Here is a 22,481-nt window from a genome sequence, read left to right on the forward strand (position 1 = left end):
GCGCCCGGGGGGGTCACGCGCCGCTCAGAAGCCCGGCATAGACACCGCCTTTCGCCGCCAGCGCCGCATGGGTGCCGGTCTCGACCACCCGCCCGTGCTGCAGGACGACGATCAGGTCCGCCTCGCGGACGGTCGAGAGCCGATGCGCGATGGTGATGGTCGTGCGGCCCCTGGACAGCGCATCGAGGGCCTCGGACATCGCGCGTTCGGTCCGGGTATCGAGCGCGCTTGTCGCCTCGTCCAGCAGCAGGACCGGCGGGTCGCGCAGGATGGTGCGGGCCAGCGCCAGGCGCTGTTTCTCGCCGCCCGAGAAGCGGAAACCGCCCTCGCCGACGAGCGTCGCATAGCCCTCGGGCAGGGCCGCGATATGGTCATGGATCTGGGCCACCCGCGCGGCCGCGATCATCTCGGCCTCGGTCGCCTCGGGGCGGGCGAAGCGCAGGTTCTCGGTCACCGAGGCATGAAGCAGATAGGGCTCCTGCGACACGACCCCCAGCATCTGCGACAGCGTCGCAAGGCTCAGATCGCGCAGATCCACCCCGTCGAAGCGGATCGCGCCGCTCTCGACATCGTAAAGCCGCGCCAGAAGGTAACCCAGCGTGGTCTTGCCCGAGCCGGTCGGGCCGACGATGGCGACATGGCTGCCCGCCGGGATGGTCAGGCTCACATCGTTCAGCGCCGGGCCGCGCCCCTCGGCATAGGCAAAGCGGACATGGTCGAGCTGCACCTCGCCGCGCATGGCGGACCGGGGAATGGTCACCGGATCGGCGCGTTCGCTGATCTCGACCGGCTTGTCCAGATACTCGAAGACGCGGGCAAAGAGGGCGCGGGTCTTGCGTGCGTCGCGGCCGACCTCGAGCAGTTGCTCGAAGGGCCACAGAAGCTGTTCCTGAAGCGCGATCATCGCGACCAGCGTGCCGATGCTGGCCGGATTGGCGCCCTCCATCAACAGCCCGCCCGCCAGCAGCGTCAGGGCAGGCAGGGTGGCGAGTGCAAAGCCGATCAGCGACCACTGCCATTCGCCTGCCGTATGCGAGCGGACCTCGAGCTGCGCCAGATCGCGCGAGATGCGGGCAAAGCGCTGCGTCAGCCAGGGACCGCGCCCCATGGTGCGGGCGAGGATGATGCCGGGCGCCGACAGCGTCTCCTCGACCGCGGCCGACATGTCGGCCGCGCGGGCCTGCTGCTGGAAGGTCAGGGCCTCGCGCAGCCGGGCGACCCGGGCGCTGATCAGCACGGTCAGGGGCACGATCACCAGCACGAAGAGGGCCAGCCGCCAGTCCAGAATGACGATCGCCACCGCCGCCATCGCCACCGCGCTGAGCGAGCGGCCAAGCTCGTTCGCGGTCTCGGTCATCAGCGATTGCAGCCCGGCAATGTCGCCCGCGATCCGGGACTGCACCTCGCCGGTGCGGGTGCCGGTGAAGAACCGCAAGGACAGCGTCTGCAGATGCGCGTAAAGCCGGACCCGCAGATCGTGCAGGATCGCCTGTCCGATGCGCGCACTCAGAACGATCTGAAGCGCGCCGATCCCGGCCGAGACCAGCGCCGCCGCGATCATGCCGCCCGCCAGCCAGACCAGCAGCGAAAGATCCTGTTGCGGCAGGGCGATGTCGATGATCGCGCGCAGCAGGAACGGCCCGGCCAGCCCGATGGCCGAGGCAAGGATCATCAGGGCGACCACCGCCACGATCCGTGCCCGGTAGGGGGCGAAGAGCCGCAGGATGCGCCGCATCGACACATGCCGCGCGGCCAGATCGTCATAGGTCTCGGGATCGTCAGTCATCGGTCTTTCCGGCGGGTTGGGCGCGTTTCGGCAGGCGGAGTTCCACGGTCAGCCCCGGCGGCGGATGCGGGACGATCCGCGCCTCGCCGCCATGGGCGCGGGCAATCGCGCGCAGGATGGGCAGGCCGAGGCCCGAGCCGCCCAGGCTGCGCCCGCGCGAGGCTTCCGCCCGCCAGAACCGCTCGAAGGCACGGGCCTGATCCTCGGCGGACAGGCCCGGCCCGGTATCGGAACAGCGAAAGACCACCTCATCGCCCTCGGTGCGGGTCTCGACATGGACATGGCTCTGCGGCGCATAGCGGCGGCAGTTCTCCAGCACCGTGACGCAGGCCTGGCGCAGCCGGGTCCGGTCGGCCTGGATCCGGGCCGGGGCAAGTGCGCGGGTCAGGGTGATGCCGGCCGCGGCCAGTTCCGCCTCCAGTCCGTTCAGCGCGGCCCCGACCTCCTCGGCCAGATCGAGCGGATCACAGGTCAGCTCCAGCTGTCCCGCGGTGCTGAGCGCCAGCGTGCGCAGCTCCTCGACGATGGCCGAGAGATGATCGACATGCGCGATCAGCCGCGCATAGAGCTCGGGCGTCGGATCGAAGACGCCATCCGACATCCCCTGCAGGCGGCCGCGCAGAATGGTCAGCGGCGTGCGCAGCTCATGCGCGATGGCCGAATTGGAATAGGCAAGCTCGGCCTCGGCGCGTTCCAGACGCTCGGCCATGGTGTTGAAATCCGCCAGCAGGTCCGCCGCTTCGCGGAAGCTGCCGGCCGGCAGCGCGGCCCGTGCCGAGAAATCGCCGGTCGCGATCCGCCGTGCGGCGGCCGCCACCGATTTCAGCGGCTCGACGATCCGCCAGGCCAGCCGCCAGCCGATCCCCGAGGCGGTCAGCAACCCGAAGGCCAGAAGCAGCAGGACCATGACGGTGTCGGCCGTCCGCCAACCGGCAAGCTCGTCGCTTTCGGGATAGATCCAGTCGTAGATGAACAGGAAATAGGCCATCATCCCCAGACAGACGACAAACGCCGCGACCAGCGTCAGCGCGACCATCGTCTTGGTGATCCGTGCGTTCAGATTACCGGACATGCGGCGCGTCCAGACGGTAGCCGACCCCGCGCACGCCCTCGAGCATGCCTTCCGCGCCCGCCGCCGCGAGCTTGCGGCGCAGATTGCTGACATGGCTGTCGACGGTGCGATCGAGCGCGGACCCCTCGGGCAGGCAGGCATCGACCAGATCGGCCCGGCTGAACGCCCGCCCCGGAAAGCGCGCCATATGGGCGAGGATGCGGTACTCGGTCGGGGTCAGCTCCAGCGCGGCGGGCCCCGCATCATTGTCGAGCACGGCGCGATAGGCCTGCGGATCGACCGTCAGGGGCCCCACGCGCAGCAGGTGATCGGGCCCCCGCCCCATCGTCCGGCGCAACACGGCGCGGGCGCGGGCCACCACTTCAAGCGGGTTGAAGGGCTTGACGACATAGTCGTCGGCCCCGATCCGCAGCGCCTGCAACTTGTCCAGATCCTCGGCCAGGGCCGTGACCATGATGACCGGTGTCTCGCCCCGGCGCCGGATCGCGGCCAGCACCTCGTAGCCGTCCTGCCCCGGCAGCTTGATGTCGAGAACCACCAGATCGGGGCGCAGGCGCTGGTGATGAGCGAGGCCCGTCGCGCCATCGCGCGCACAGATCACGCGAAAGCCCTCGCGCGCGAAGTAGCTCTCGAGGATCTCGGCGATCTCGGGCTCGTCCTCGACGATCAGGATCAGGGCATCGGTCATGGCGCGGCCTTTCGCATCGTGTCCTGTGGCGTCCTCCGCGTCAGGCGGCTGACCGTGACATAAAGCACCGGCACGAAGAAAACCGCCAGCACCGTCGCCGAGACCATACCGCCGAAGACGCCCGTGCCGATGGCATTCTGGATCTCCGAACCTGCCCCCTGTGCCAGCATCAGCGGCACGACGCCCAGGATGAAGGCCAGCGAGGTCATCAGGATCGGCCGCAGGCGCAGGCGCGCGGCCTGCAGGATCGCGCGATGCAGCCCCATGCCCTGCTGCTCGCGCAGATGGCGGGCATATTCGACCATCAGGATCGCGTTCTTGGCGGACAATCCGATGATGGTGACAAGGCCCACCTTGAAGAACACGTCATTATCCGCGCCCCGCAGCAGCACCGCGGTCACCGCCCCGAGAAGACCCAGCGGCACGACCAGTATCACCGCAAACGGCACCGACCAGCTTTCGTAAAGGGCTGCCAGCACCAGAAACACCACCAGCATCGAGGCCGCGAGCAATATCGAGGCCTGATCGGCCGATTGCCGTTCCTGCAGCGATTGCCCGGTCCATTCCACCGCAAAGCCCTGCGGCAGCGCCTTTGCCAGCCGCTCCATCTCGACCATGGCCGCGCCGCTCGACACACCGCTTGCCGCCTCGCCCGAGATCCGCGCCGCCGGATAGCCGTTATAGCGATCCAGTTGCAGCGGAGTGTTTTCCCAGACCGGGGTGACCACCTCGGAGAGCGGCACCATGCCGCCGTCGAGATTGCGCATCTCCAGCCGCAACACGTCCTCGACATGCATCCGGGCCGTGGCATCCGCCTGCACGATCACCTGCTGCATGCGCCCCTGGTTGGGGAAGTCGTTCACATAGGTCGACCCGATGGCGGTCGAGATCGTCTCGCTGATCGTGTCGAACCGCAACCCGAATGCCTGGGCCTTCTCCCGGTCGATCTTCAGCACGATGCTCATGCCGTCGGGCAGGCCCTCGCTCATCACCCCCGTCAGCAGAGGGCTGGCCTCGGCCAGGGCGATCAGTTGATCTTCTGCCGCTTTCAACGCGGCCGGGCCCGCATTGGCGCGATCCTCGAGCCGCAACGAAAAGCCCGAGGTGGTGCCGAGGGATTCGATCGCCGGGGGCTTCATGATCATGGCCATCCCTTCGGGGATATCGGCCATGGCGGCCTCGGCGGCGGCGATCTCCTCATCCACGCTGGTCTTGCGCAGGCTCCAGTCCTTCATACTGGTGAAGGCCTGCGCGGCATTCGGGCCCGAGCCCGAGAAGCCGAAGCCGAGGATCACGGTATTCTCGGTGATGTCGGGGCGGGTCGCGGTATGGGCCTCATAGGCGGCGATCACGGCACGGGTGCGCTCGGCCGTGGCGCCTGCGGGAAGCTCGAACATGGCCATGAAGCTGCCCTGATCCTCGTCGGGAACGAACGAGGTAGGAAGTCTCGTGAAGCCCGCCCACATCACTCCGATGAGCACCGCATAGATCACCAGCATCCGCCCGCCGCGCCGCAGGGTCCACCCGACCCAGCCGGTATAGCGCCGGGTCAGCGCGTCGAAGCGGCGGTTGAACCATCCGAAGAAGCCGCGCCCGTTGCCATGCCCTTCCACCGGGCGCAGCAGCGTGGCGCAAAGCGCCGGCGTCAGAGTCAGCGCGAGAAAGGCCGAGAACAGGATCGACACCGCCATCGACAGCGTGAACTGGCGGTAGATCGCGCCGACCGAGCCCCCGGCCAGCCCCATAGGGATGAAGACGGCCGACAGGACCAGCGTGATGCCGACGATCGCGCCCGAGATCTCGCGCATCGCCTGTTGTGTCGCGGCCCGGGGCGAGAGGCCCTGCCGCGCCATGATGCGTTCGACATTCTCGACCACCACGATGGCATCGTCGACGATGATGCCGATGGCGAGAACCATGCCGAACATCGTCAGCACGTTGATCGAATAGCCCGCCAGCCACATCACCGCAAAGGTACCCAGAAGCGCCACAGGCGCGACGATGGTCGGGATCAGCGTATAGCGGACCTTCTGCAGGAACAGCAGGATCACCAGGAAGACCAGAACCATTGCCTCGATCAACGTGTGGATCACCTTGGTGATCGAGACCTTCACGAATGGCGCGGTGTTGTAGGAGATCGAAACCTCGATATCCTCGGGCATGGCGAGGCGCAGCTCGGCCAGCCGCTTTTCGATCGCGGCCGAGGTGCGGACGGCATTGGCGCCGGGGGACATCTGGATGGCGGCAGCGGCGGCCCCCTTGCCATTGCTGCTGACGCTGAAGGCCATGGTCTGCGCGCCCAGCTCCAGCCGCGCGACATCGCCCAGAACGAGGCGCGCGCCGTCGGCATTGGCGCGCAGCGTGATCCCGGCAAAGGCCTCGGGCGTGCTCATCTGGCCCTGGATGGTGAGCGGGGTCGAAACCCGGGTGCCCGGCACCGTCGGTTCATCGCCCACCCGGCCGGGCGTGGCCTGCGCGTTTTCGCGCGCGATCGCCTCGGTCACATCGGCCATGCTCAGGCCATGGGCCGAGAGCTTCGCCGGATCGACCCAGACCCGCATCGCGCGTTCCGAGCCGAATTGCTGCACGCGCCCGACACCGGGGACACGTTTCAGCTCTTCGGCCAGGTTGCGGGACAGGTAATCGCCCAGGCTCAGCTCGTCGGTGGCCCCAGTCCGCGACCTCAGCGTGACGACCATCAGAAAGCCCGACTCCGCCGCCTCGACCCCGAGACCGGCGCGGCGCACGGGGTCGGGCAGCAGCGCCTCGGCATTCTTCAGCCGGTTCTGCACCTCCACCTGGGCCATCTCCGGGTTCGTGCCCGGCTTGAAGGTGACCGAGATGCTCGCGCCGCCGGTCGAATCCACGCTCGATTCGTAATACAGCACGTTCTTGACGCTGGAGAGTTCCTTCTCGATCGGGCTGACCACGCTGTTGCTGACGGTCTGGGCGTCGGCCCCGGCATAGGTGGTGAAGATGCTGACGCTGGGCGGCGCGATATCGGGAAACCGCGCGACCGGCAGTTGCGGGATCGCGACGATCCCGGCCAGCGCGATGAAGATCGCGATGACCCAGGCGAAGACCGGGCGGAGGATGAAGAATTGCGGCATTGCGCCCGTCTCTCAGAATTGGGGATGTGAAGATGGAGCCTCGGCGGGGCTGGCGTCGACCGATACCGCGCGGCCCTCGGGCACGCGGTCCTGCCCGCGGATCGCCACGACCTCGCCGGGCATCAGTCCCGATGTGACGATGAAGCGGGTGCCGACCCGGTCCCCAAGCCCCACGTCGCGGCGCATCGCCTCCCCCTCGGGCGAGACGACGACAAGCTGCGTCCTGCCGCCGCCGGTACGCAGAACGGCCTCCTCGGGCACCAGCAGCGCGTCAGGCAGCCTTCCGCGCGGCAGGCGTGCGCGCACGAACATCCCGGGCAGCAGGGCGAGGTCGGGATTTGCGGCCTCGATGCGGATGGTGACATAGCCGGTCCCCGGATCTACGATCAGATCCGTGAATTTGACCACCCCCGTCACGGGCTCTGCGCCCTCGCGATCCGCCAGGATCCGGACCGGTCCCAGCCCCTCCCTTGCAGCCCTCAGGATGGCATCCAGTTCCCCGGCCGGCAGGCGCATGTCGACAAAGACCTTCCCGAGATCCTGCACCACCGCCAGCGGCTTGTCGGCCCCGGCCGATGCCAGCGCGCCGGCATCGGCCAGATCCGCCGTCACATGGCCGTCGATGGGCGCCCGCAGCGTCGCGAAATCCAGATCCAGCCTCTTGCGCTCGACCAGGGCGCGCGCCTCGGCGACGCCTGCCACAGCAAGCCGCAGATCGTTATGGGCGGTATCGTTCCTTTCCCGGCTGACGGCCTTCCTGGCAAGCAATGCATCCGAGCGCTCGGCCGCGCGGCGGGCATGGGCCTCGGCCGCTTCGGCGCGCGCGAGGGCGGCCTCCGCCATGACGAGATCGGCCTTCAGCGGCGCCGGATCGATGCGGAACAGGATCTGCCCGGCCGAAACCCGGGCGCCTTCTTCCACCAGCCGTTCCAGGATCAGGCCGCCGACCTGCGGCCTGATCTCGACCCGCCGAAACGCCGCGACCCGGCCGGAATGCTCGGCCTCGAGGACGATCGGCTCGGGCCGGATCGTCCGGGTGGTCAACCGGACCGCGGCCCCCACCGCATTTTCCTCAGGAGCCGCATCGGTGCGGTCTCCGAACTGGAACAGGGTCAGCGTCCCGGCCATCAGCCCGAGAAAGCAGAGGATCAGTAGATTTCGGCGCGTCATGTATCGTCCAGTCGATGTCACACTGCGGGCAAATCGCATCGGACGGTGGACGAACCGCCGAGATTTCGTGGAGATATCGTGAAGATCGCATCGCGTAAGGCTGACCGATCCGGACGGAAGCGTTTGCCTGCCCTTTGGAAATTGACGGACCGGTGGGGCGTTGTTGCGCAGGTCGCGCCTCAGACATGACTGCCCTTCACCCGGCTGACCTCATGTCACGCGAAGGATCTCGGCGGCGTCGAAAGCGTTGACGCGGTTCATGAGTGAGATGCTGATCTGGATTTCGGAGATCTGGCGCTCTGGATCTCTGGCCATGATGCGTTTGCCGAAGGATTTCAGGCCGCGCCTTCTCGTCTCGATCCGGCTGCGGGCGTGGGCTCCGGTCTTGCGCGTCCAGAACGCCCGGCCGTAATTTCGGGTGGCACTTCGTGTCTCGTTGTGGGCGCGTGCCGCTGGGCTATCGTCTTTCCAAAGGCGGCCGATTTTGCGGATCGGAATGATCGGCGTGGCCTCAGGCGCGGGGATGGCGGTATGGCAGCGGCGCGTGTCATGGCCACCGCCGGCGGTGCCCAACTTGAAACCGACCACCATCACCCCCAGGGACTATCGTTAGGAACGAGGGACCACCGGGGCGCAGGTCACGGTTTCTGGCAGCCCATGGCATGGCTGCGGCGCTGCTCGATCTCGATCCGACTGTCGGTGTCCGCGCGCCGAAGAGGCGCAAGACCGCCGGACGCCCGCCATGGACGCCCGATGAGATCGACGCCTATCGTGCGCGCTGGCCGGTCGGCACGGTGCCGCGTCCCGCACGCCCGAACAGGCAAGGATCGACATGGCCACCTTGATGGCCGCATAGTGAAACTCAACCCAGTCCGGGATCCGGGGGCCAGCTCACAACTCCCGGGCCGCAGTCGCGCCGCTCTTCGAGACCGAGTAAGTCAGCTGCACCTCCTCGATCCGGAAGGCCGCGAACAGATCGCGGATCTCGGGTCGGTCGTTGATCGACAGCACGAAGGCGCCCTTGATCCGGTCGAGGCGCTCGGCCAGCTCGGCAAACTGGTCGCGGTCGAAGAGGCCCTTGCCGTAATCGTCCTCGCCGCCTCAATAGGGCGGATCGAGATAGAACAGCGCCTGCGGCCCGTCATAGCGGGACAGCTCGTCCTGCCAGGGCAGGTTCTCGAAGACCACGCCGTCGAGCCGGTCATGGGCGGCGGCATTGAGCAGCAGGCAGATCCCAACCGAGCTGAAGCGCGGGTCACAACCGAGCGAACACCGCGGACATTGGCCGCCCGGCCGGTAACGCAATTTCACGCGGAACAGCTCGCAGTCATAGGCAACGGGATCTTTGGCGCTATCTAATGGCTCGAACTCACGCATGGAGCTCGAATGAAACTTTACGCCATCACCGCCGTTCTTTTCCTTTTCATCGATGCCGTCATGTTGACCCTCATGATGAAGCCGCTCTTTACCCGCCATATCGGGGATGCGATGCGCGACAGCCCGATGATGGCCCCGGCAGGCCTGTTCTATCTGGCCTACGTGGCGGGGCTCGTGTTCCTCGTCGCGGCACCTGCATTGCGCGATGCAGTGCCGAAGCGGGCGGCACTGCACGGGGCCGTGCTCGGGGCGATGGCCTATGGCACCTATGAATTCACCTCGATGTCGATCATGAAAGACTGGTCCTGGACGATGGTCGCCACGGACACGATCTGGGGCGCGGTTCTTACGGGCTTTTCCGCTTGGGCTGGCGTGATGATCATGTTGCGCTTGCAGGACTGAGAAACAGGTGGACCGTCGGACAAGCCGTTGCGGCCCTTGAAATGCAAGGAGTTAAGTATGTTGTCCCGCGCCACAAAAGCGATCACCGCCTTTGCCGGCCTCCTGAGCGTCACCGCCTGCTCCATTCTCGGAAGTGCGGCAGCGCCGGAACCCGACTACAGCCTGGCCCTTGCCGAACCACCGTTCGAACTGCGCGATTACGGCGAACTCGTGGTCGTCAGGTCAACAGTCAACGACGGCTCCCGCGCCGCCTTCGGTCGTCTATTCGATTACATCTCGGGCGCCAACAGCGGCGCACGTGAAATCGCCATGACCGCACCCGTCCTGAATACCGACACCGCCAATAGGGCCAAGATTGCCATGACCGTGCCGGTCCTGCAGACTCAGGAAGCTTCGCGCGAGATGGTCTTTATCTTGCCCGACTCGCTGACGCTGGACACCGCGCCCGCGCCGACCGACCCGCGTGTCTCTCTGGCCACGATCCCGCCGCGCAGGGTTGCGGTAGTGCGCTACTCTGGTTCGATGAGCAAAAGAGCTTCTGCCGAAGAAACCCGCCTGCGCAACTGGATTGCGAGCAAGGACCTGACTCCGGCGGGGCCGGCCGAGGTTGCAGGATATAACCCGCCCTGGACGTTGCCCTCCCATCGCCGCAACGAGGTTCTGATCCCTGTAAAAAGGGACTGAGCAAAGGTTGGACGAGATCCTAACCTTCAAGGTCACATTCTGTTTTTCAACCATTCCCTTTCGCCCAGGAACCGGAAAAGCGGCAGGGCATCATGGTCTGCCCACGGAGACCTGGTTCTCTCTGAAGTGGGCTTGCGAGCCGGATGGAGGAATGGAACAGAAGAGTCACAAGCGGGAGGAGATCGTCGCGAAGCCCCGGCGGGTCGACGTGCCGCTATCGCAGGCTCGCCCGGTGGCGGAGGCCCTGCGGTCGACCGGGGTGACGCGGGTCACCTGCTCCCTGTGGCGCAAGGCGTTCGGCGGGTTGAAGACCGGCCAGGTGAAGCCTCTGGACGAGCTCGAGAAGGAGGACGAGCGGCTTCGCAAGGCAGTTTCTGATCTCACGTCCGGAAAACTGATCCTGAGAGAGGCCGCCCCGGGAAACGTCTGAGCCCCGCCAGCCGCCTGGCCTGCGTCGCGCATGTCCGGCAGAATTTCAGCCTGTCGGGTGCCCGGCCGGCATCGGCCCAACCAGGGCAAAGTGGCGCAAGGCCGGGCTGACGACGACGCACTGACTGCAGATATCATCGCGATGGGCGCTACGGCGATCTCCGGATCGCGGCCATGCTGCTGGATGCCGGGAGGCCCGTGAACGTGAAGCGCGTCGAGCGGATCTGGCGGTTTGAGGTGCCGCACAAGCAGCCGAAGACGGGGCGGCTCTGGCCGAGTGACGGATCCTGCATCCGTCTGCGGCCCGAGACCGGGCGCGGAATGACGCGGGTCCAGCAGCGCTTCCGAGCGGTCTGCAACGGGCCGATTGGCGGGTTGGCAGACCGGGGCATGACAGGTATCGCCACCGGGAGATCCTGAAAGACATGGAAGATATAGACCTTCATTCCCGGGAGGATGGAGCACCGGAAGGACATGAGAGACGACAAGCGGCGGGACAAATGCCGGGATCTCATCCCGATCATGTCGGGCCGATGGAAGGATTGGCGCCCTGTTGCCAGCAGATACGATTTGTCAGCCCGAGACGATCGCTGCCCGGAAACCTTTTCTGCGCAATCCTCCTCGCAGCGGCGCTCATCTTCTGGCAATGATGGGGAACGACTCCGGAGCTTAGGTATCTCCCGGTCCTGCCACAGGATTTTCGAATGATCCGCTATGCGCTTACCTGTGCCGAAGGGCACCGCTTCGACAGCTGGTTCCAGTCGGCCTCTGCCTTCGACACGCTCCTGAAGGGTGGCCATGTCGCCTGCAGCCATTGCGGCAGCCGCAACGTCTCGAAGGCGCTGATGGCCCCGAGCGTCGCGACCGACCGGCCCGCAGGCTCCGGCGCGCCGACGCCGGAGGACGGCCCCGGACAGAACACTCCCCCGGCCGAGCGCCCGCTTTCAGCCCCCGCGAGCCCGGCCGAACAGGCGCTGACGGCACTGCGCAAACGGATCGAGGAGACCTCCGAACATGTCGGCCTGCGATTCGCCCAGGAGGCACGCGACATTCATGCCGGGCTCCGCCCCGACCGTCCGATACATGGCGAAGCCCGCCCCGACGAGGCGATCCGGCTGATCGAGGACGGCATCCCCGTCGCCCCCCTGCCCTTCCTGCCCGGTCGCAAGAGAAACTGACGCAAGAGGACCTGAAGACGCGCCGCCCCTGCGGCCCGGATCGCCGACACCAGAGGGAAACCTGGCCTTCATGGCCGAGGCTTCAGGACGGTCGCGGCCCCGGATCGACATCCCCGCATCGCGGAAGGGTCCTGAGCCTCGCAGCGGGCGGCTTCCCCATGGGGCCGCGCGTCGAAGGCGACAGCGATCCCGACGCGACCGGGGCCGCCGAGAGGCAAGCGCCTCCCTATTGAACTTGCCCTCTGCCGCGCCATCCCATAAGGCATCCCCGAAACGAAAGCGCGGGGACGAGACGGGCAAAGATGCCGGTTCTGGTAATGAAATTCGGGGGCACCTCGGTGGCCGATCTGGCGCGCATCTCGAATGCCGCCGAGAAGGTCAGGCGCGAGGTCGAGCGGGGCTATGACGTCATCGTCGTGGTCTCGGCGATGTCCGGCAAGACGAACGAGCTGGTGGGCTGGGTCGAACAGACCTCGCCGCTGTTCGATGCACGCGAATATGACGCCGTGGTCAGCTCGGGCGAGAATGTGACCGCCGGGCTTATGGCGCTGACGCTGCAGGAAATGGGCGTGCCCGCGCGCAGCTGGCAAGGCTGGCAGGTGCCGCTGAAAACCAGCTCGGCGCATTCCGCGGCGCGAATCGTCGATATCCCGCGCGCCAATATCGACCAGAAATTCGGCGAAGGCATGCGCGTCGCCGTGGTCGCGGGTTTCCAGGGCATCAGCCCCGAGGGCCGGATCACCACGCTGGGCCGGGGCGGCTCGGACACCACCGCCGTCGCCTTCGCCGCCGCCTTCGGGGCCGAGCGCTGCGACATCTATACCGATGTGGACGGGGTCTATACCACCGACCCGCGGATCGAGGACAAGGCGCGCAAGCTCGACCGCATCGCCTTCGAGGAGATGCTGGAACTTGCCAGTCTCGGCGCCAAGGTGCTGCAGACCCGTTCGGTCGAGCTGGCGATGCGCTACAAGGTGAAATTGCGGGTCCTGTCGAGTTTCGAAGACACTGACGAGACCTCGGGCACGCTCGTCTGCGACGAGGAGGATATTGTGGAACAGAACGTCGTCTCCGGCGTCGCCTATTCGCGCGACGAAGCCAAGGTCACGCTGATTTCGGTGGCCGACCGACCCGGCATCGCCGCCGCCATCTTCGGGCCGCTGGCCAAGGCCGGGGTCAATGTCGACATGATCGTGCAGAACATCTCGGAAGAGGGTCGCACCGACATGACCTTCTCCTGTCCGGTCAACCAGGTTCCGCGCGCCCGCGAGGCGATGGAAAAGGCCATGGAGGCGGGCGAGGTCAATTTTCGCCAGGTCGTGGCCGATACCGATGTGTCCAAGGTCTCGGTCGTGGGGATCGGCATGCGCAGCCATGCCGGCGTCGCCTCGACCATGTTCGAGGCACTCGCCGCTGAAGGGATCAACATACGCGTCATTACAACTTCCGAGATCAAAATTTCCGTTCTGATCGACCGGAAATATATGGAACTTGCCGTGCAAGCCCTCCATGATGCGTTCGGATTGGAAAACGCAGCCTGATACGGGGGCAAATGCCCGACCCGACTGAGAGTGCAAGCCGCAAGCTGCTTGTCAGCTTGCGCGAGACCCTCGCCGAGCCGGCGGCGGGTCAGGAGCGGCTGGATCGTATCACGACCCTGATCGCCGAGCAGATGGGCACCCATGTCTGCTCGGTCTATCTGTTTCGCGATGCCGATACGCTGGAGCTTTGTGCAACCGAGGGTCTGAACCCGGAATCGGTTCACAAGACCCGGCTGCGGGTCGGCGAGGGGCTGGTCGGTCGCGTCGCCAAGACCGCGCATCCGATCAATTCCGGCAACGCTCCGCAGGAACGCGGCTTCCGCTACATGCCCGAGACCGGCGAAGAGATCTTCTCGGCCTTCCTCGGCGTGCCGATCCAGCGCCTGGGCGAACGGCTGGGCGTGCTGGTCGTGCAGTCCCGGGACGCGCGGCAGTATTCCGATGACGAGCTATACGCGCTCGAGGTCGTGGCCATGGTGCTGGCCGAGATGACCGAGCTTGGCGCCTTTGTCGGCGAAGGCGAGGCGCTGGCCGCGCTGCACCAGCGGCCGGTGATGTTTCAGGGCACTGTCGGCCAGGAAGGGGTGGCGGTCGGCCATGTCTGGCTGCACGAACCGCGCGTGGTCGTGACAAACCCCATCGCCGACGATTACGAGACCGAGATGCAGCGGCTGGGCGAGGCCGTCGACCGGTTGCGCGTCACCGTCGACGAGATGCTGAGCGCAGCGCCGGGCGGCGACAAGGATCAGCTTCAGGTGCTGGAAGCCTACCGGATGTTCGCCAATTCGCGCGGCTGGAAGCGCCGGATGGAAGAGGACATCGCCCGTGGTCTCTCGGCCGAGGCGGCGGTGGAGAAGGAACAATCCGCAGCACGCGCGCGCATGCAGACCGTACCCGACCCCTATCTGCGCGAGCGTCTGCACGATCTCGACGACCTGTCGAACCGGCTGCTGCGCATCCTGACCGGCCAGGGCGAGCATACCGGCGCCGAGCGCCCCTCGGACCCGATCCTGATCGCGCGCAATATCGGCCCCGGAGAGCTTCTGGATTACGGCCGGAGCCTGCGCGGCATCGTGCTCGAGGAAGGCTCGGTCGGCAGCCATGCCGCGGTGGTCGCGCGGGCGCTGGCAATCCCGCTGATCGTCAATGCCCGGCGGATCACGACCGAGGCGCTGAACGGGGACCCGATCCTTGTAGATGCCGAGCAGGGCATCGTGCATCTGCGCCCCGAAGAGACCGTCGCGACCGCCTTCAACGACAAGATCGCGATGCAGGCCAAGGCGCAGCAGCGCTATGCCACGATCCGCAAGGAACCGGCGCTGACGCTTTGCGGCCAGCGGATCGCGCTGCACATGAATGCGGGCCTGATGGCCGACCTGCCCTCGCTGGAAAGCTCGGGCGCCGAGGGCGTGGGCCTGTTTCGCACCGAACTGCAGTTCCTCGTACGCTCCAAGGTGCCGAAACGCAGCGAGGTCGCCGCGCTCTATGCCCGGGTGATGGACGCAGCCGAAGGCCGCCGCGTCGTCTTCCGCACGCTCGATATCGGCTCGGACAAGGTCTTGTCCTACATGAAGCCGCAGGACGAGCCGAACCCCGCCCTCGGCTGGCGCGCGATCCGGGTCGGGCTCGACCGGCCCGGCGTGCTCCGGATGCAGCTTCAGGCGCTGATCCGGGCCGCCAATGGCCGGCCGCTTTCGGTGATGTTCCCATTCGTGGCGCAGCTCGACGAATTCCGCGCCGCGCGCGACCACCTGCTGCGCGAGATCGACCGCGAGGGACGGCTGGGCCGGCCCCTGCCCGAACGGGTCGAGATCGGCGCGATGCTGGAAACCCCCTCGATGGCGTTCTCGCCCCGGCAATTCTACGAGGAAGCCGATTTCATCTCGATCGGCGGCAATGACCTGAAACAGTTCTTCTTCGCCGCGGATCGCGAAAACGAACGCGTCCGGCGGCGCTATGACACGCTGAATGTCAGCTTTCTGAGCTTCCTCGAGCAGATCGTGAAACGCTGCGAGGATACCGGCACGCCGCTGTCCTTTTGCGGCGAGGATGCGGGCCGCCCGGTCGAGGCGCTGTGTTTCGCGGCCATCGGTCTGCGTTGCCTGTCGATGCGCCCGGCCTCGATCGGCCCGGTCAAGCACATGCTCCGCCGCAGCAATCTCGCCGAGGCCCGCGCCGTGATCGACACCGCCCGGGCCAGCGGCGCCCAGTCGGTGCGCCCGGCCATCATCGACTGGCTGCGGCGGCGCGACTGACCCTCCGGCAGCGCCCGGCGCGGCAAGCGATCCGCGGATCCGGCAGCCAGGCAGAAAAACGGGCAGCCCTCCGGACTGCCCGCCTTGGATGTCCGGCCCGGCCTCAGTTCGACAGGGTCCCGTTTTCGTTGCTGATTCCGTCGATCGAAATCGACGCATCCTCGAAGGAGCCGTCGACCTTGCGGCAAGACGCGGTCAGCTCCACCCCATCGATGGACGGGTGAAGCATGATGCTGCCGCAGCTTTTCTGAAAGCTCGCGCTGCCGCCCTCCATGACCAGCGATCCGTCCTTGTTCCCGATACCCGGCATGGCGATCGAGGTCTCTTTCGGCATGCCATCGGCGGTCAGGCAGGTCGCGACGATTTCAGCACCGCCGTCATCGGTATAGTGGAACCAGATATTGGAGCAGGTGTTCTGGAAGCTGCTCGGATCGGCAGCAGATGCGGCCGTCGCGGAAAGAACCAGCGCAGAGGCAACGAGAAAAACCTTCATCAAAACATCCTCCCTGAATTGTGTGAACTAAATCACCCACAACCCATGGTTAACACAGAACATGGACTTTTACCCGGAAAATCTGAATTCGGGCCGTTCTTCAAAGACATAGAAATTCCGGGGGCTGCCCCGGAAAGGCGCCGCCCGCCCGCGATCCGTCCTCTCTCGCCGAATCGCAGGGCTACGATCCCGCCCGGCCTCGCCCAATGCCGCGAGAAAGGACGCTGCGGCGCGCCGGGTGCCAGCATGCCGGAAGAGATGGCCCACTCAGCCGGACGGCGGTTCGTCCCCCTGCCCGCCGGTCTGCCCGCCCGTCTGCGCGTCCGTCTGAGCACGGGTCACCGCACCGCAGATGCCCGCCCAGGCGCCGGGTCGCAGCTCTATCCCCAGCACGCGGTCGGGGTTGGTCGGCGGTGGCATCTCGACGCCGGTCAGCCGCGAGAAACCGAAGCGCGCATAATAGGGCGCATCGCCCACCAGCATCACCCGTTCCACGCCCAGCTCCTCGGCCCGGGCCAGCGAATTTCGGATCAGAAGCCCGCCCAGCCCCTCACCCTGCCGCGTGGGGTGGACGGCGACCGGCCCAAGCAGCAGCGCTTCGGCCTCTCCGACCCGGATCGGCCAGTACCGGATTGCGGCAGCCAGAATGCCCTCGGCATCGCGCGCGGTCAGACAGAGCCCGGCAACCGGCGCCACCCCGTCCCTGAGACGGTAGGAAGACAGCGCAGTGCGGCCCGGCGCAAAGCAGAGATCGTAAAGCGCCTCGACTTCCCACCAATCCCCGGCCGTTTCTTCCGCCACCCGGATCACGCCGCTCTCCCTTCCTGCTGGAACCGCCCCTAGCACGAGGTTATGTCGGGGGAAATGGCAGAAAGGAATGTCATGTTCTATCGTCCCGAAGAGGGCCACGGCCTGCCGCATGACCCGTTCGGCGCCATCGTCGCGCCGCGGCCGATCGGCTGGATCTCGACCCGCGACGGCGAGGGCCGGGACAACCTTGCCCCCTATTCCTTCTTCAATGCCGTGGCCTACGAGCCGCCGCAGGTGATGTTCGCCTCGACCTCGGTCAAGCCCGACCGCGACGGCACCAAGGACAGCGTCGCCAATATCCGTGAAACCGGCGTCTTCTGCGTCAACATCGTCGAGGAGGCCGCGACCGATGCCATGAACGCGACCTCGGTCCCCGCCCCGCGCGGCGAGGACGAATTTACCCTGGCCGGGATCGGCCGCACCCGCTGCGAGACCATCGCCTGTTCGCGGGTCGCCGATGCCCCGGCCGCGCTCGAATGCCGGCTAAGCCAGATCGTCGTGCTGCCGGGTGCGGCCAATCTCGTGGTCTTCGGCGAGGTCACCGGCATCCATCTGCGCGAGGACTGTCTGGTCGACGGGCGCTTCGACGTGACCCGCTTCCGGCCGCTCGCCCGGCTGGGCTATCGCGATTACGCCGCGATCCGCGACATCTTCGCGCTGCAGCGGCCGTAAAACCGGGCCCGGCAGCGGCATTTTTTGCCCCCCTGCGCGCCCAGGCGCCGTTTCCATTCCCCGACGAGGCGCCTAAAAGGAGCGCCGGCATGCCAGAACCAACAAGAGGGACGGATGACATGGAACGAATGATCGCGGTGATCGGCGGCTCGGGCGTCTACGACATTGACGGGCTGGAAGACGCGCGCTGGCAGGCAGTGGAAACGCCCTGGGGCAAGCCCTCGGACGAGATCCTGACCGGCACGCTCGACGGGATGAAGATGGCCTTCCTGCCGCGCCATGGCCGCGGACATGTGCATTCGCCGACCACCGTGCCCTACCGCGCCAATATCGACGCGCTGAAGCGGATCGGCGCCACCGATGTCGTCTCGGTCTCGGCCTGCGGCTCGTTCCGCGAGGATTTCGCGCCCGGTGAATTCGTGGTGGTCGACCAGTTCATCGACCGCACCTTCGCCCGCGAGAAGAGCTTCTTCGGCGAGGGCTGCGTGGCGCATGTGAGCATGGCGCATCCGACCTGCGCCCAGCTGTCGGCCGCCTGCCTGCAGGCCGCGCGCGACGAGGGCATCACCGTGCATGACGGCGGCACCTATCTGGCGATGGAGGGGCCGCAATTCTCGACGCTCGCCGAGTCGAAGCTCTATCGCGAGAACTGGGGCTGCGACGTGATCGGGATGACCAACATGCCCGAGGCCAAGCTCGCCCGCGAGGCCGAGCTCTGCTATGCCTCGATCGCCATGGTCACCGATTACGACTGCTGGCATCCCGACCACGATGCGGTCGAGGTGGCCGATATCGTCCGGACCCTGATCGGCAATGCCGAAAAGGCGCGCGGCATGGTCAGCCGCCTGCCCCGGCTTCTGGGCGCCCACAAACCCTGCGACAAGGGCTGCGACACCGCGCTGGATCACGCGCTGATCACCGCCCCCGAAAAACGCGACCCGGCCCTGATCGCCCGGCTCGACGCGGTTGCGGGTCGCGTGCTCGACCGCTGAGCGGACACTGAAAGCACGGATCCGGCCCGGACGGCCGGGTCCGCCGGTCCGCCCTTGCGGTCGGCTCCGGCGGTCGCGATCCGCCCGACCGGTTTCCGGAGCGTCCGCCCGGCCCGGCAACGGCAGCGCGCAGAGGCCCGGTCGCGCTCTGGGACAGTTCGGGACATCCCCGCCACCCTCTGCCCATAGAATCCGGGCTGGATGACGCCCCGGCGCCAGGTTCGCGTGACCTCGGCGTCTTCCTATTTCTTCTTTCCGCTCCCGGCCTCGCCGCCATGCTGCTTGACGAAGCTGCGGATGAAGGCCCGGATCTCGCGCGCGGCACTGGTATCGAGCGTCTTGCAGAGCGCCACGAACTCGTCGCGCTGCTCCTTGTCGAGCCGAAGCACCAGCTGGCTGTCCTTCTTTCCGCCCTTCTTGCCCATGCCCTGCGCGTCCCACCGTTGCCTTTTGCCTATGCGATGTATATACATATGCATTAACCTCAACCCGGGACGGGTCCACAAGAAAAAAAAGAAAGGGAGTTCGAAAATGAATCTTCACGTCGCACAATGCCTGCTGAGACGGGACCGGATGGACTGGCGCAAGCCGCATCTCTCCTGGATTTCCGAACGGTTCTACCGCGCCTTCATGACCTCGCGCGGCTGAACGCCCCCCCCTTGCGTCAAACCACGCCCTTGCGGGGGGCAAAGCCTTGCGCCAGAAGCGGGCCCCGAAGGATCTGAAGCAGAGGGCCCCCGGGATGATCGCCAGCAGCAGCGTCAAGGACTACATCCGCACTATCGTCGACTTCCCCCATGAGGGGATCATGTTCCGCGACGTGACCACGCTTTTCGCCGATCCGCGCGGTTTCCGGATGGCGATCGACCAGCTGCTGAACCCCTATGCCGGGGCGCAGATCGACAAGGTCGTGGGCCTCGAGGCCCGCGGCTTCATCCTGGGCGGCGCCATCGCCCACCAGCTCTCGAAGGGCTTCGTTCCGATCCGCAAGAAGGGCAAGCTGCCCGCCGCGACCATCGCCGAGGAATACAAGCTCGAATATGGCGAGGCCGTGGTCGAGATCCATGACGATGCGCTCGCCCCGGGCGAGAAGGTGCTGATCGTCGACGACCTTCTGGCCACCGGCGGCACATGCGAGGCGGGCATCAGGCTGTGCGAACGGCTCGGCGCAGAGGTGATCGGCTGCGCCTTCATCGTCGATCTGCCCGAACTCGGCGGCCGCAAGCGGCTGGAAGAGATGGGCATGGACGTGCACACGCTCTGCGAATACGCGGGCGCCTGAAGACAGCGCCGGGGGCTCTGCCCCCGGACCCCCGGGGTATTTCTGCCAAGAAGAAGGGAACAGCGGCGTCTTCCTGGCGGAAATATCCACGACACAACCGCGCCATCCGTGCCCTCGGTCAGGATCAGGCCCGCAGCACCGCGCCGGGATTCATGATGCCGACAGGATCGAGCGCGGCCTTGATCGCCCGCATCGCCGCCAGCCGCGCCGGGTCGCCATAATGCGCGAGCTCTGCCACCTTGAGCCGTCCGATCCCGTGCTCGGCACTGATCGAGCCTTCGAACCGGGCCACCAGATCGTGAACGCATCTGGTGATGGCCTCCCGCCGCGCCTCGTGATCGGCACGGGTTTCTCCGGGCAACGGGAAGACGTTGTAATGCAGGTTGCCATCGCCGAGATGGCCGAAGCAGTTGATCCGGAAGCGCCCGATCCGGGCCAGCGCCGGCCCGGCCGTGGCGATGAAATCGGGGATCGCCGAGAGCGGCAGCGCGATATCATGCGAGGCGATGGCCCCGATCCGCCGATTGGCCAGCGGGATCGCCTCGCGCATTGCCCAGAAATCCTGGCGCTGCGCCTCGGATCGGGCGACCAGCCCGTCCGGGACCAGCCCGGCCTCGAAGGCCGCGGCAAAGAGATCTTCCAGCGCCGCGCCCGGGTCCTGCCCCGCGCCGAGCCCGAGCTCGATCAGCACCATCCACTCGGGCGGATCGGCGAAGGGGCGGCGCAGATCGGGCAGGGTCTCGGCGAGAAAGTCCAGACCCGCTCGGTGGATCAGTTCGAAGGCCGAGACCCCCTCGGCGACCCGGTCCCGCGCCATGGCCAGAAGCGTCAGCGCCGCCGCCGGATCGCGCACCGCCAGCAACGCGGCCCCCGTGGCTGCGGGCCGCGGCACGAGCTTCAGGGCCGCCGCGGTGATCAGCCCCAGCGTGCCCTCGGCCCCGATCAGCAGATGCCGCAGGTCATAGCCGGTATTGTCCTTCCGAAGCCGCTTGAGCCCCTTCAGGATCGAGCCATCGGGCAGCACCGCCTCGATGCCGAGGCACAGATCGCGCGCATTGCCATGGCGCAACACGTTGAGCCCGCCCGCATTGGTCGACAGCAGCCCGCCGATCCGGGCCGAGCCCTCGGAGGCCAGAGACAGCGGAAACAGCCGCCCCGCCGCCTCGGCTGCCGCCTGCACCTCGGCGAGGATGCAGCCCGCTTCGGCCACCAGCACATTCTCGTCGGCATGGACCGCGCGAATGGCCCGCATCCGTTCCAGCGTCACAATGACCGGGGCAGGCCCCGTTTCCATGATCTGCCCGCCGACGAGCCCGGTGCCGCCGCCATAGGGCACGATCCCGACCCGTGCGGCGGCACAGGCGCGCAGGATCTCGGCCGCCTCCTCGACCCGGCCGGGCGCCAGCAGAAGCCGCCCCTGCCCCCGGAACCGGCCGCGCGGCTCTTCCAGATAGGCGGGCGTCAGTTCGCGAAAGACGGCTGCGGGCAGCCGCGCGCGCAGATCGGCGGCAAAGGCATCGGTGACGGGGTTCAGCATGGGCGCTCCTTTCCTCACCGGTGAAGCATGGCCGGGCGCCCGCTGGCAAGCCAGTCGGACATGTCGCCGGACGGCTCAGTCAGAGAGCGGCTCCAGCACCACGACGGTCGGGCGGGAGGGCAGCGTCCGGAGCGAGACCTCGAGAGAGGATGAGCCCGGCCGGCGCATCTCGAAATCATCCGACATGCCGGCGAGAAAGCGCTCGAGCGTCCGGGGGCCGAACCAGTGCATCGGGATCACGACCGCGCTTTTCAGCCGGGTCAGCACAGCGATCATCGAGGGCAGATCCAGCGTCAGCCGCCCGTCGACCGGAGCCATCACCACGTCGAGCCGCCCGAGGGCTGCGAATTGCGCCTCGTCCGGGATATGGTGCAGATGGCCCAGATGCCCGATGCAGAGCCCCGCCACCTCGAAGACGAAAATCGAATTGCCGTCGGGCCGCACGGCCGCGCTGTCATGACCGCGAATGTCCGTGGGCACATTGCGCACCAGCATCTCGCCCAGATCGAGATGATGATCGGCGGCCTCTCCGCCCCTGGCCCAGCCCTCGAGAACATGTGGGATGGCGGGATCGGGAAAGGCGGTGAAATGGGTCTCGTGGGCATTGTTCATTGTCACCAGATCGGGCGTGACCGGGGTCGGGCCGAGATAGCCGGTATAGTCGGTGGCCGCCACCAGACCGCCCGGGGTCTCGAGCAGAAAGGTCGCGTGAGAAACGAAGGTCAGCCGCACCGTGTTCTCGCCGAGCGGCGTGCCGAAACCGGCAGGGTGCAGGAACCGCAGGCCGGGCGCGGCATCGGCGATGGCGATGCAATGGCTGAGCCGCCGCCCTTCGGCGAGGGCTGGCAAGACGGTCAGGACCGCAAGCAGGATCAGACAGGATCGCAACATGGCTTTGACCTCCCTGTCAGGAGTCAGCGTTTCCCGGGTCTTCGTCAGGGCCGGGGGACAAGCTTTCCCGGCGCGCATAAAAGCTGACGATCCGCAGCAGAGGGGCCGATCC

19 protein-coding genes and 2 pseudogenes are annotated in these 22,481 nt (G+C 66.8%); 9 read left to right on the top strand and 12 right to left on the bottom strand.

Translation table 11 applies throughout. The features are described 5' to 3' along the window. Positions 1-13 precede the first annotated feature (13 nt). The 7 genes and pseudogenes from ACK8CO_RS01055 to ACK8CO_RS01085 all read right to left on the bottom strand — a co-directional run bounded on the left by ACK8CO_RS01055 (position 14) and on the right by ACK8CO_RS01085 (position 9,203). Positions 14-1,786, bottom strand: coding sequence for an ABC transporter ATP-binding protein (locus tag ACK8CO_RS01055; RefSeq protein ID WP_414897846.1), 1,773 nt, complete (start codon positions 1,784-1,786; stop codon positions 14-16). Further along, positions 1,779-2,858, bottom strand: coding sequence for an ATP-binding protein (locus ACK8CO_RS01060; protein ID WP_414897847.1), 1,080 nt, complete (start codon positions 2,856-2,858; stop codon positions 1,779-1,781). The genes ACK8CO_RS01055 and ACK8CO_RS01060 overlap by 8 nt, the downstream gene beginning before the upstream one ends. Further along, positions 2,848-3,546 carry a response regulator gene (locus ACK8CO_RS01065; protein WP_414897848.1) on the bottom strand — a complete coding sequence of 233 codons (699 nt, stop codon included), beginning with the start codon at positions 3,544-3,546 and terminating at the stop codon, positions 2,848-2,850. The genes ACK8CO_RS01060 and ACK8CO_RS01065 overlap by 11 nt, the downstream gene beginning before the upstream one ends. Further along, positions 3,543-6,656, bottom strand: coding sequence for a multidrug efflux RND transporter permease subunit (locus ACK8CO_RS01070; protein WP_414897849.1), 3,114 nt, complete (start codon positions 6,654-6,656; stop codon positions 3,543-3,545). Before ACK8CO_RS01070 ends, ACK8CO_RS01065 begins: the two co-directional genes overlap by 4 nt. A gap of 12 nt (positions 6,657-6,668) precedes the next feature. After that, positions 6,669-7,826 (bottom strand): efflux RND transporter periplasmic adaptor subunit, encoded by a 1,158-nt coding sequence (locus ACK8CO_RS01075; RefSeq protein ID WP_414897850.1) that lies wholly within the window; start codon positions 7,824-7,826, stop codon positions 6,669-6,671. A gap of 210 nt (positions 7,827-8,036) precedes the next feature. Then, positions 8,037-8,393 (bottom strand): annotated as a pseudogene (locus ACK8CO_RS01080) (IS5/IS1182 family transposase); the annotation flags it as partial. A gap of 534 nt (positions 8,394-8,927) precedes the next feature. After that, positions 8,928-9,203 (bottom strand): hypothetical protein, encoded by a 276-nt coding sequence (locus tag ACK8CO_RS01085; protein ID WP_414897851.1) that lies wholly within the window; start codon positions 9,201-9,203, stop codon positions 8,928-8,930. Between the two features lie 9 nt (positions 9,204-9,212). On the opposite strand from ACK8CO_RS01085, the gene ACK8CO_RS01090 reads away from it, so the two are divergent. From ACK8CO_RS01090 to ptsP, 6 genes and pseudogenes are all read left to right on the top strand, one after another. Continuing rightward, the gene (locus ACK8CO_RS01090; RefSeq protein WP_080616210.1) at positions 9,213-9,605 is read left to right on the top strand and encodes a DUF2177 family protein; all 393 of its coding nucleotides are present in this window, start codon (positions 9,213-9,215) and stop codon (positions 9,603-9,605) included. Positions 9,606-9,662: 57 nt separating this feature from the next. Then, the gene (locus ACK8CO_RS01095) at positions 9,663-10,289 is read left to right on the top strand and encodes an SOUL family heme-binding protein (RefSeq protein WP_414897852.1); all 627 of its coding nucleotides are present in this window, start codon (positions 9,663-9,665) and stop codon (positions 10,287-10,289) included. Positions 10,290-10,440: 151 nt separating this feature from the next. Continuing rightward, positions 10,441-11,027, top strand: a pseudogene (locus ACK8CO_RS01100) (IS3 family transposase); the annotation flags it as partial. A 395-nt stretch (positions 11,028-11,422) separates the two neighbouring features. Beyond that, positions 11,423-11,896 (top strand): DUF1178 family protein, encoded by a 474-nt coding sequence (locus tag ACK8CO_RS01105; protein ID WP_414897853.1) that lies wholly within the window; start codon positions 11,423-11,425, stop codon positions 11,894-11,896. Between the two features lie 302 nt (positions 11,897-12,198). Next, a complete protein-coding gene (locus ACK8CO_RS01110; RefSeq protein WP_414897854.1) occupies positions 12,199-13,437 on the top strand; it encodes an aspartate kinase in 1,239 nt (412 codons plus the stop codon). A gap of 11 nt (positions 13,438-13,448) precedes the next feature. Continuing rightward, positions 13,449-15,692 (top strand): phosphoenolpyruvate--protein phosphotransferase, encoded by a 2,244-nt coding sequence (gene ptsP, locus ACK8CO_RS01115; RefSeq protein ID WP_414897855.1) that lies wholly within the window; start codon positions 13,449-13,451, stop codon positions 15,690-15,692. A 103-nt stretch (positions 15,693-15,795) separates the two neighbouring features. Here the strand turns inward: ptsP and ACK8CO_RS01120 are convergent, their stop codons facing one another. Then, positions 15,796-16,185: a CVNH domain-containing protein gene (locus tag ACK8CO_RS01120; RefSeq protein ID WP_414897856.1), complete on the bottom strand. Its 390-nt coding sequence runs from the start codon at positions 16,183-16,185 to the stop codon at positions 15,796-15,798. Between the two features lie 267 nt (positions 16,186-16,452). After that, a complete protein-coding gene (locus tag ACK8CO_RS01125; RefSeq protein WP_414897857.1) occupies positions 16,453-16,995 on the bottom strand; it encodes a GNAT family N-acetyltransferase in 543 nt (180 codons plus the stop codon). Positions 16,996-17,067: 72 nt separating this feature from the next. Here ACK8CO_RS01125 and ACK8CO_RS01130 point away from each other — a divergent pair, with 72 nt between their 5' ends. Together ACK8CO_RS01130 and ACK8CO_RS01135 are read left to right on the top strand one after the other, a co-directional pair. Continuing rightward, on the top strand, positions 17,068-17,667 hold the full coding sequence (locus tag ACK8CO_RS01130) for a flavin reductase family protein (RefSeq protein ID WP_080616203.1): 600 nt from the start codon (positions 17,068-17,070) through the stop codon (positions 17,665-17,667). A 119-nt stretch (positions 17,668-17,786) separates the two neighbouring features. Beyond that, entirely contained in the window at positions 17,787-18,659 is an 873-nt protein-coding gene (locus tag ACK8CO_RS01135) for an S-methyl-5'-thioadenosine phosphorylase (RefSeq protein WP_414897858.1), read from the top strand. A 242-nt stretch (positions 18,660-18,901) separates the two neighbouring features. Here ACK8CO_RS01135 and ACK8CO_RS01140 read toward each other — a convergent pair whose 3' ends face one another. After that, positions 18,902-19,084, bottom strand: a complete 183-nt coding sequence (locus ACK8CO_RS01140; RefSeq protein ID WP_080616201.1) for a hypothetical protein — start codon at positions 19,082-19,084, stop codon at positions 18,902-18,904. A 317-nt stretch (positions 19,085-19,401) separates the two neighbouring features. Here ACK8CO_RS01140 and ACK8CO_RS01145 point away from each other — a divergent pair, with 317 nt between their 5' ends. Further along, a complete protein-coding gene (locus ACK8CO_RS01145) occupies positions 19,402-19,941 on the top strand; it encodes an adenine phosphoribosyltransferase (RefSeq protein WP_080616200.1) in 540 nt (179 codons plus the stop codon). 124 nt (positions 19,942-20,065) lie between these two features. Here ACK8CO_RS01145 and ACK8CO_RS01150 read toward each other — a convergent pair whose 3' ends face one another. Together ACK8CO_RS01150 and ACK8CO_RS01155 are read right to left on the bottom strand one after the other, a co-directional pair. After that, the gene (locus ACK8CO_RS01150; RefSeq protein WP_414897859.1) at positions 20,066-21,478 is read right to left on the bottom strand and encodes an FAD-binding oxidoreductase; all 1,413 of its coding nucleotides are present in this window, start codon (positions 21,476-21,478) and stop codon (positions 20,066-20,068) included. Between the two features lie 75 nt (positions 21,479-21,553). After that, positions 21,554-22,369 (bottom strand): MBL fold metallo-hydrolase, encoded by an 816-nt coding sequence (locus tag ACK8CO_RS01155; protein ID WP_414897860.1) that lies wholly within the window; start codon positions 22,367-22,369, stop codon positions 21,554-21,556. Positions 22,370-22,481: the final 112 nt, after the last annotated feature.

The organism is Rhodovulum sp. HP10, from assembly GCF_047553435.1.
Taxonomy (GTDB): Bacteria; Pseudomonadota; Alphaproteobacteria; order Rhodobacterales; family Rhodobacteraceae; genus Rhodovulum.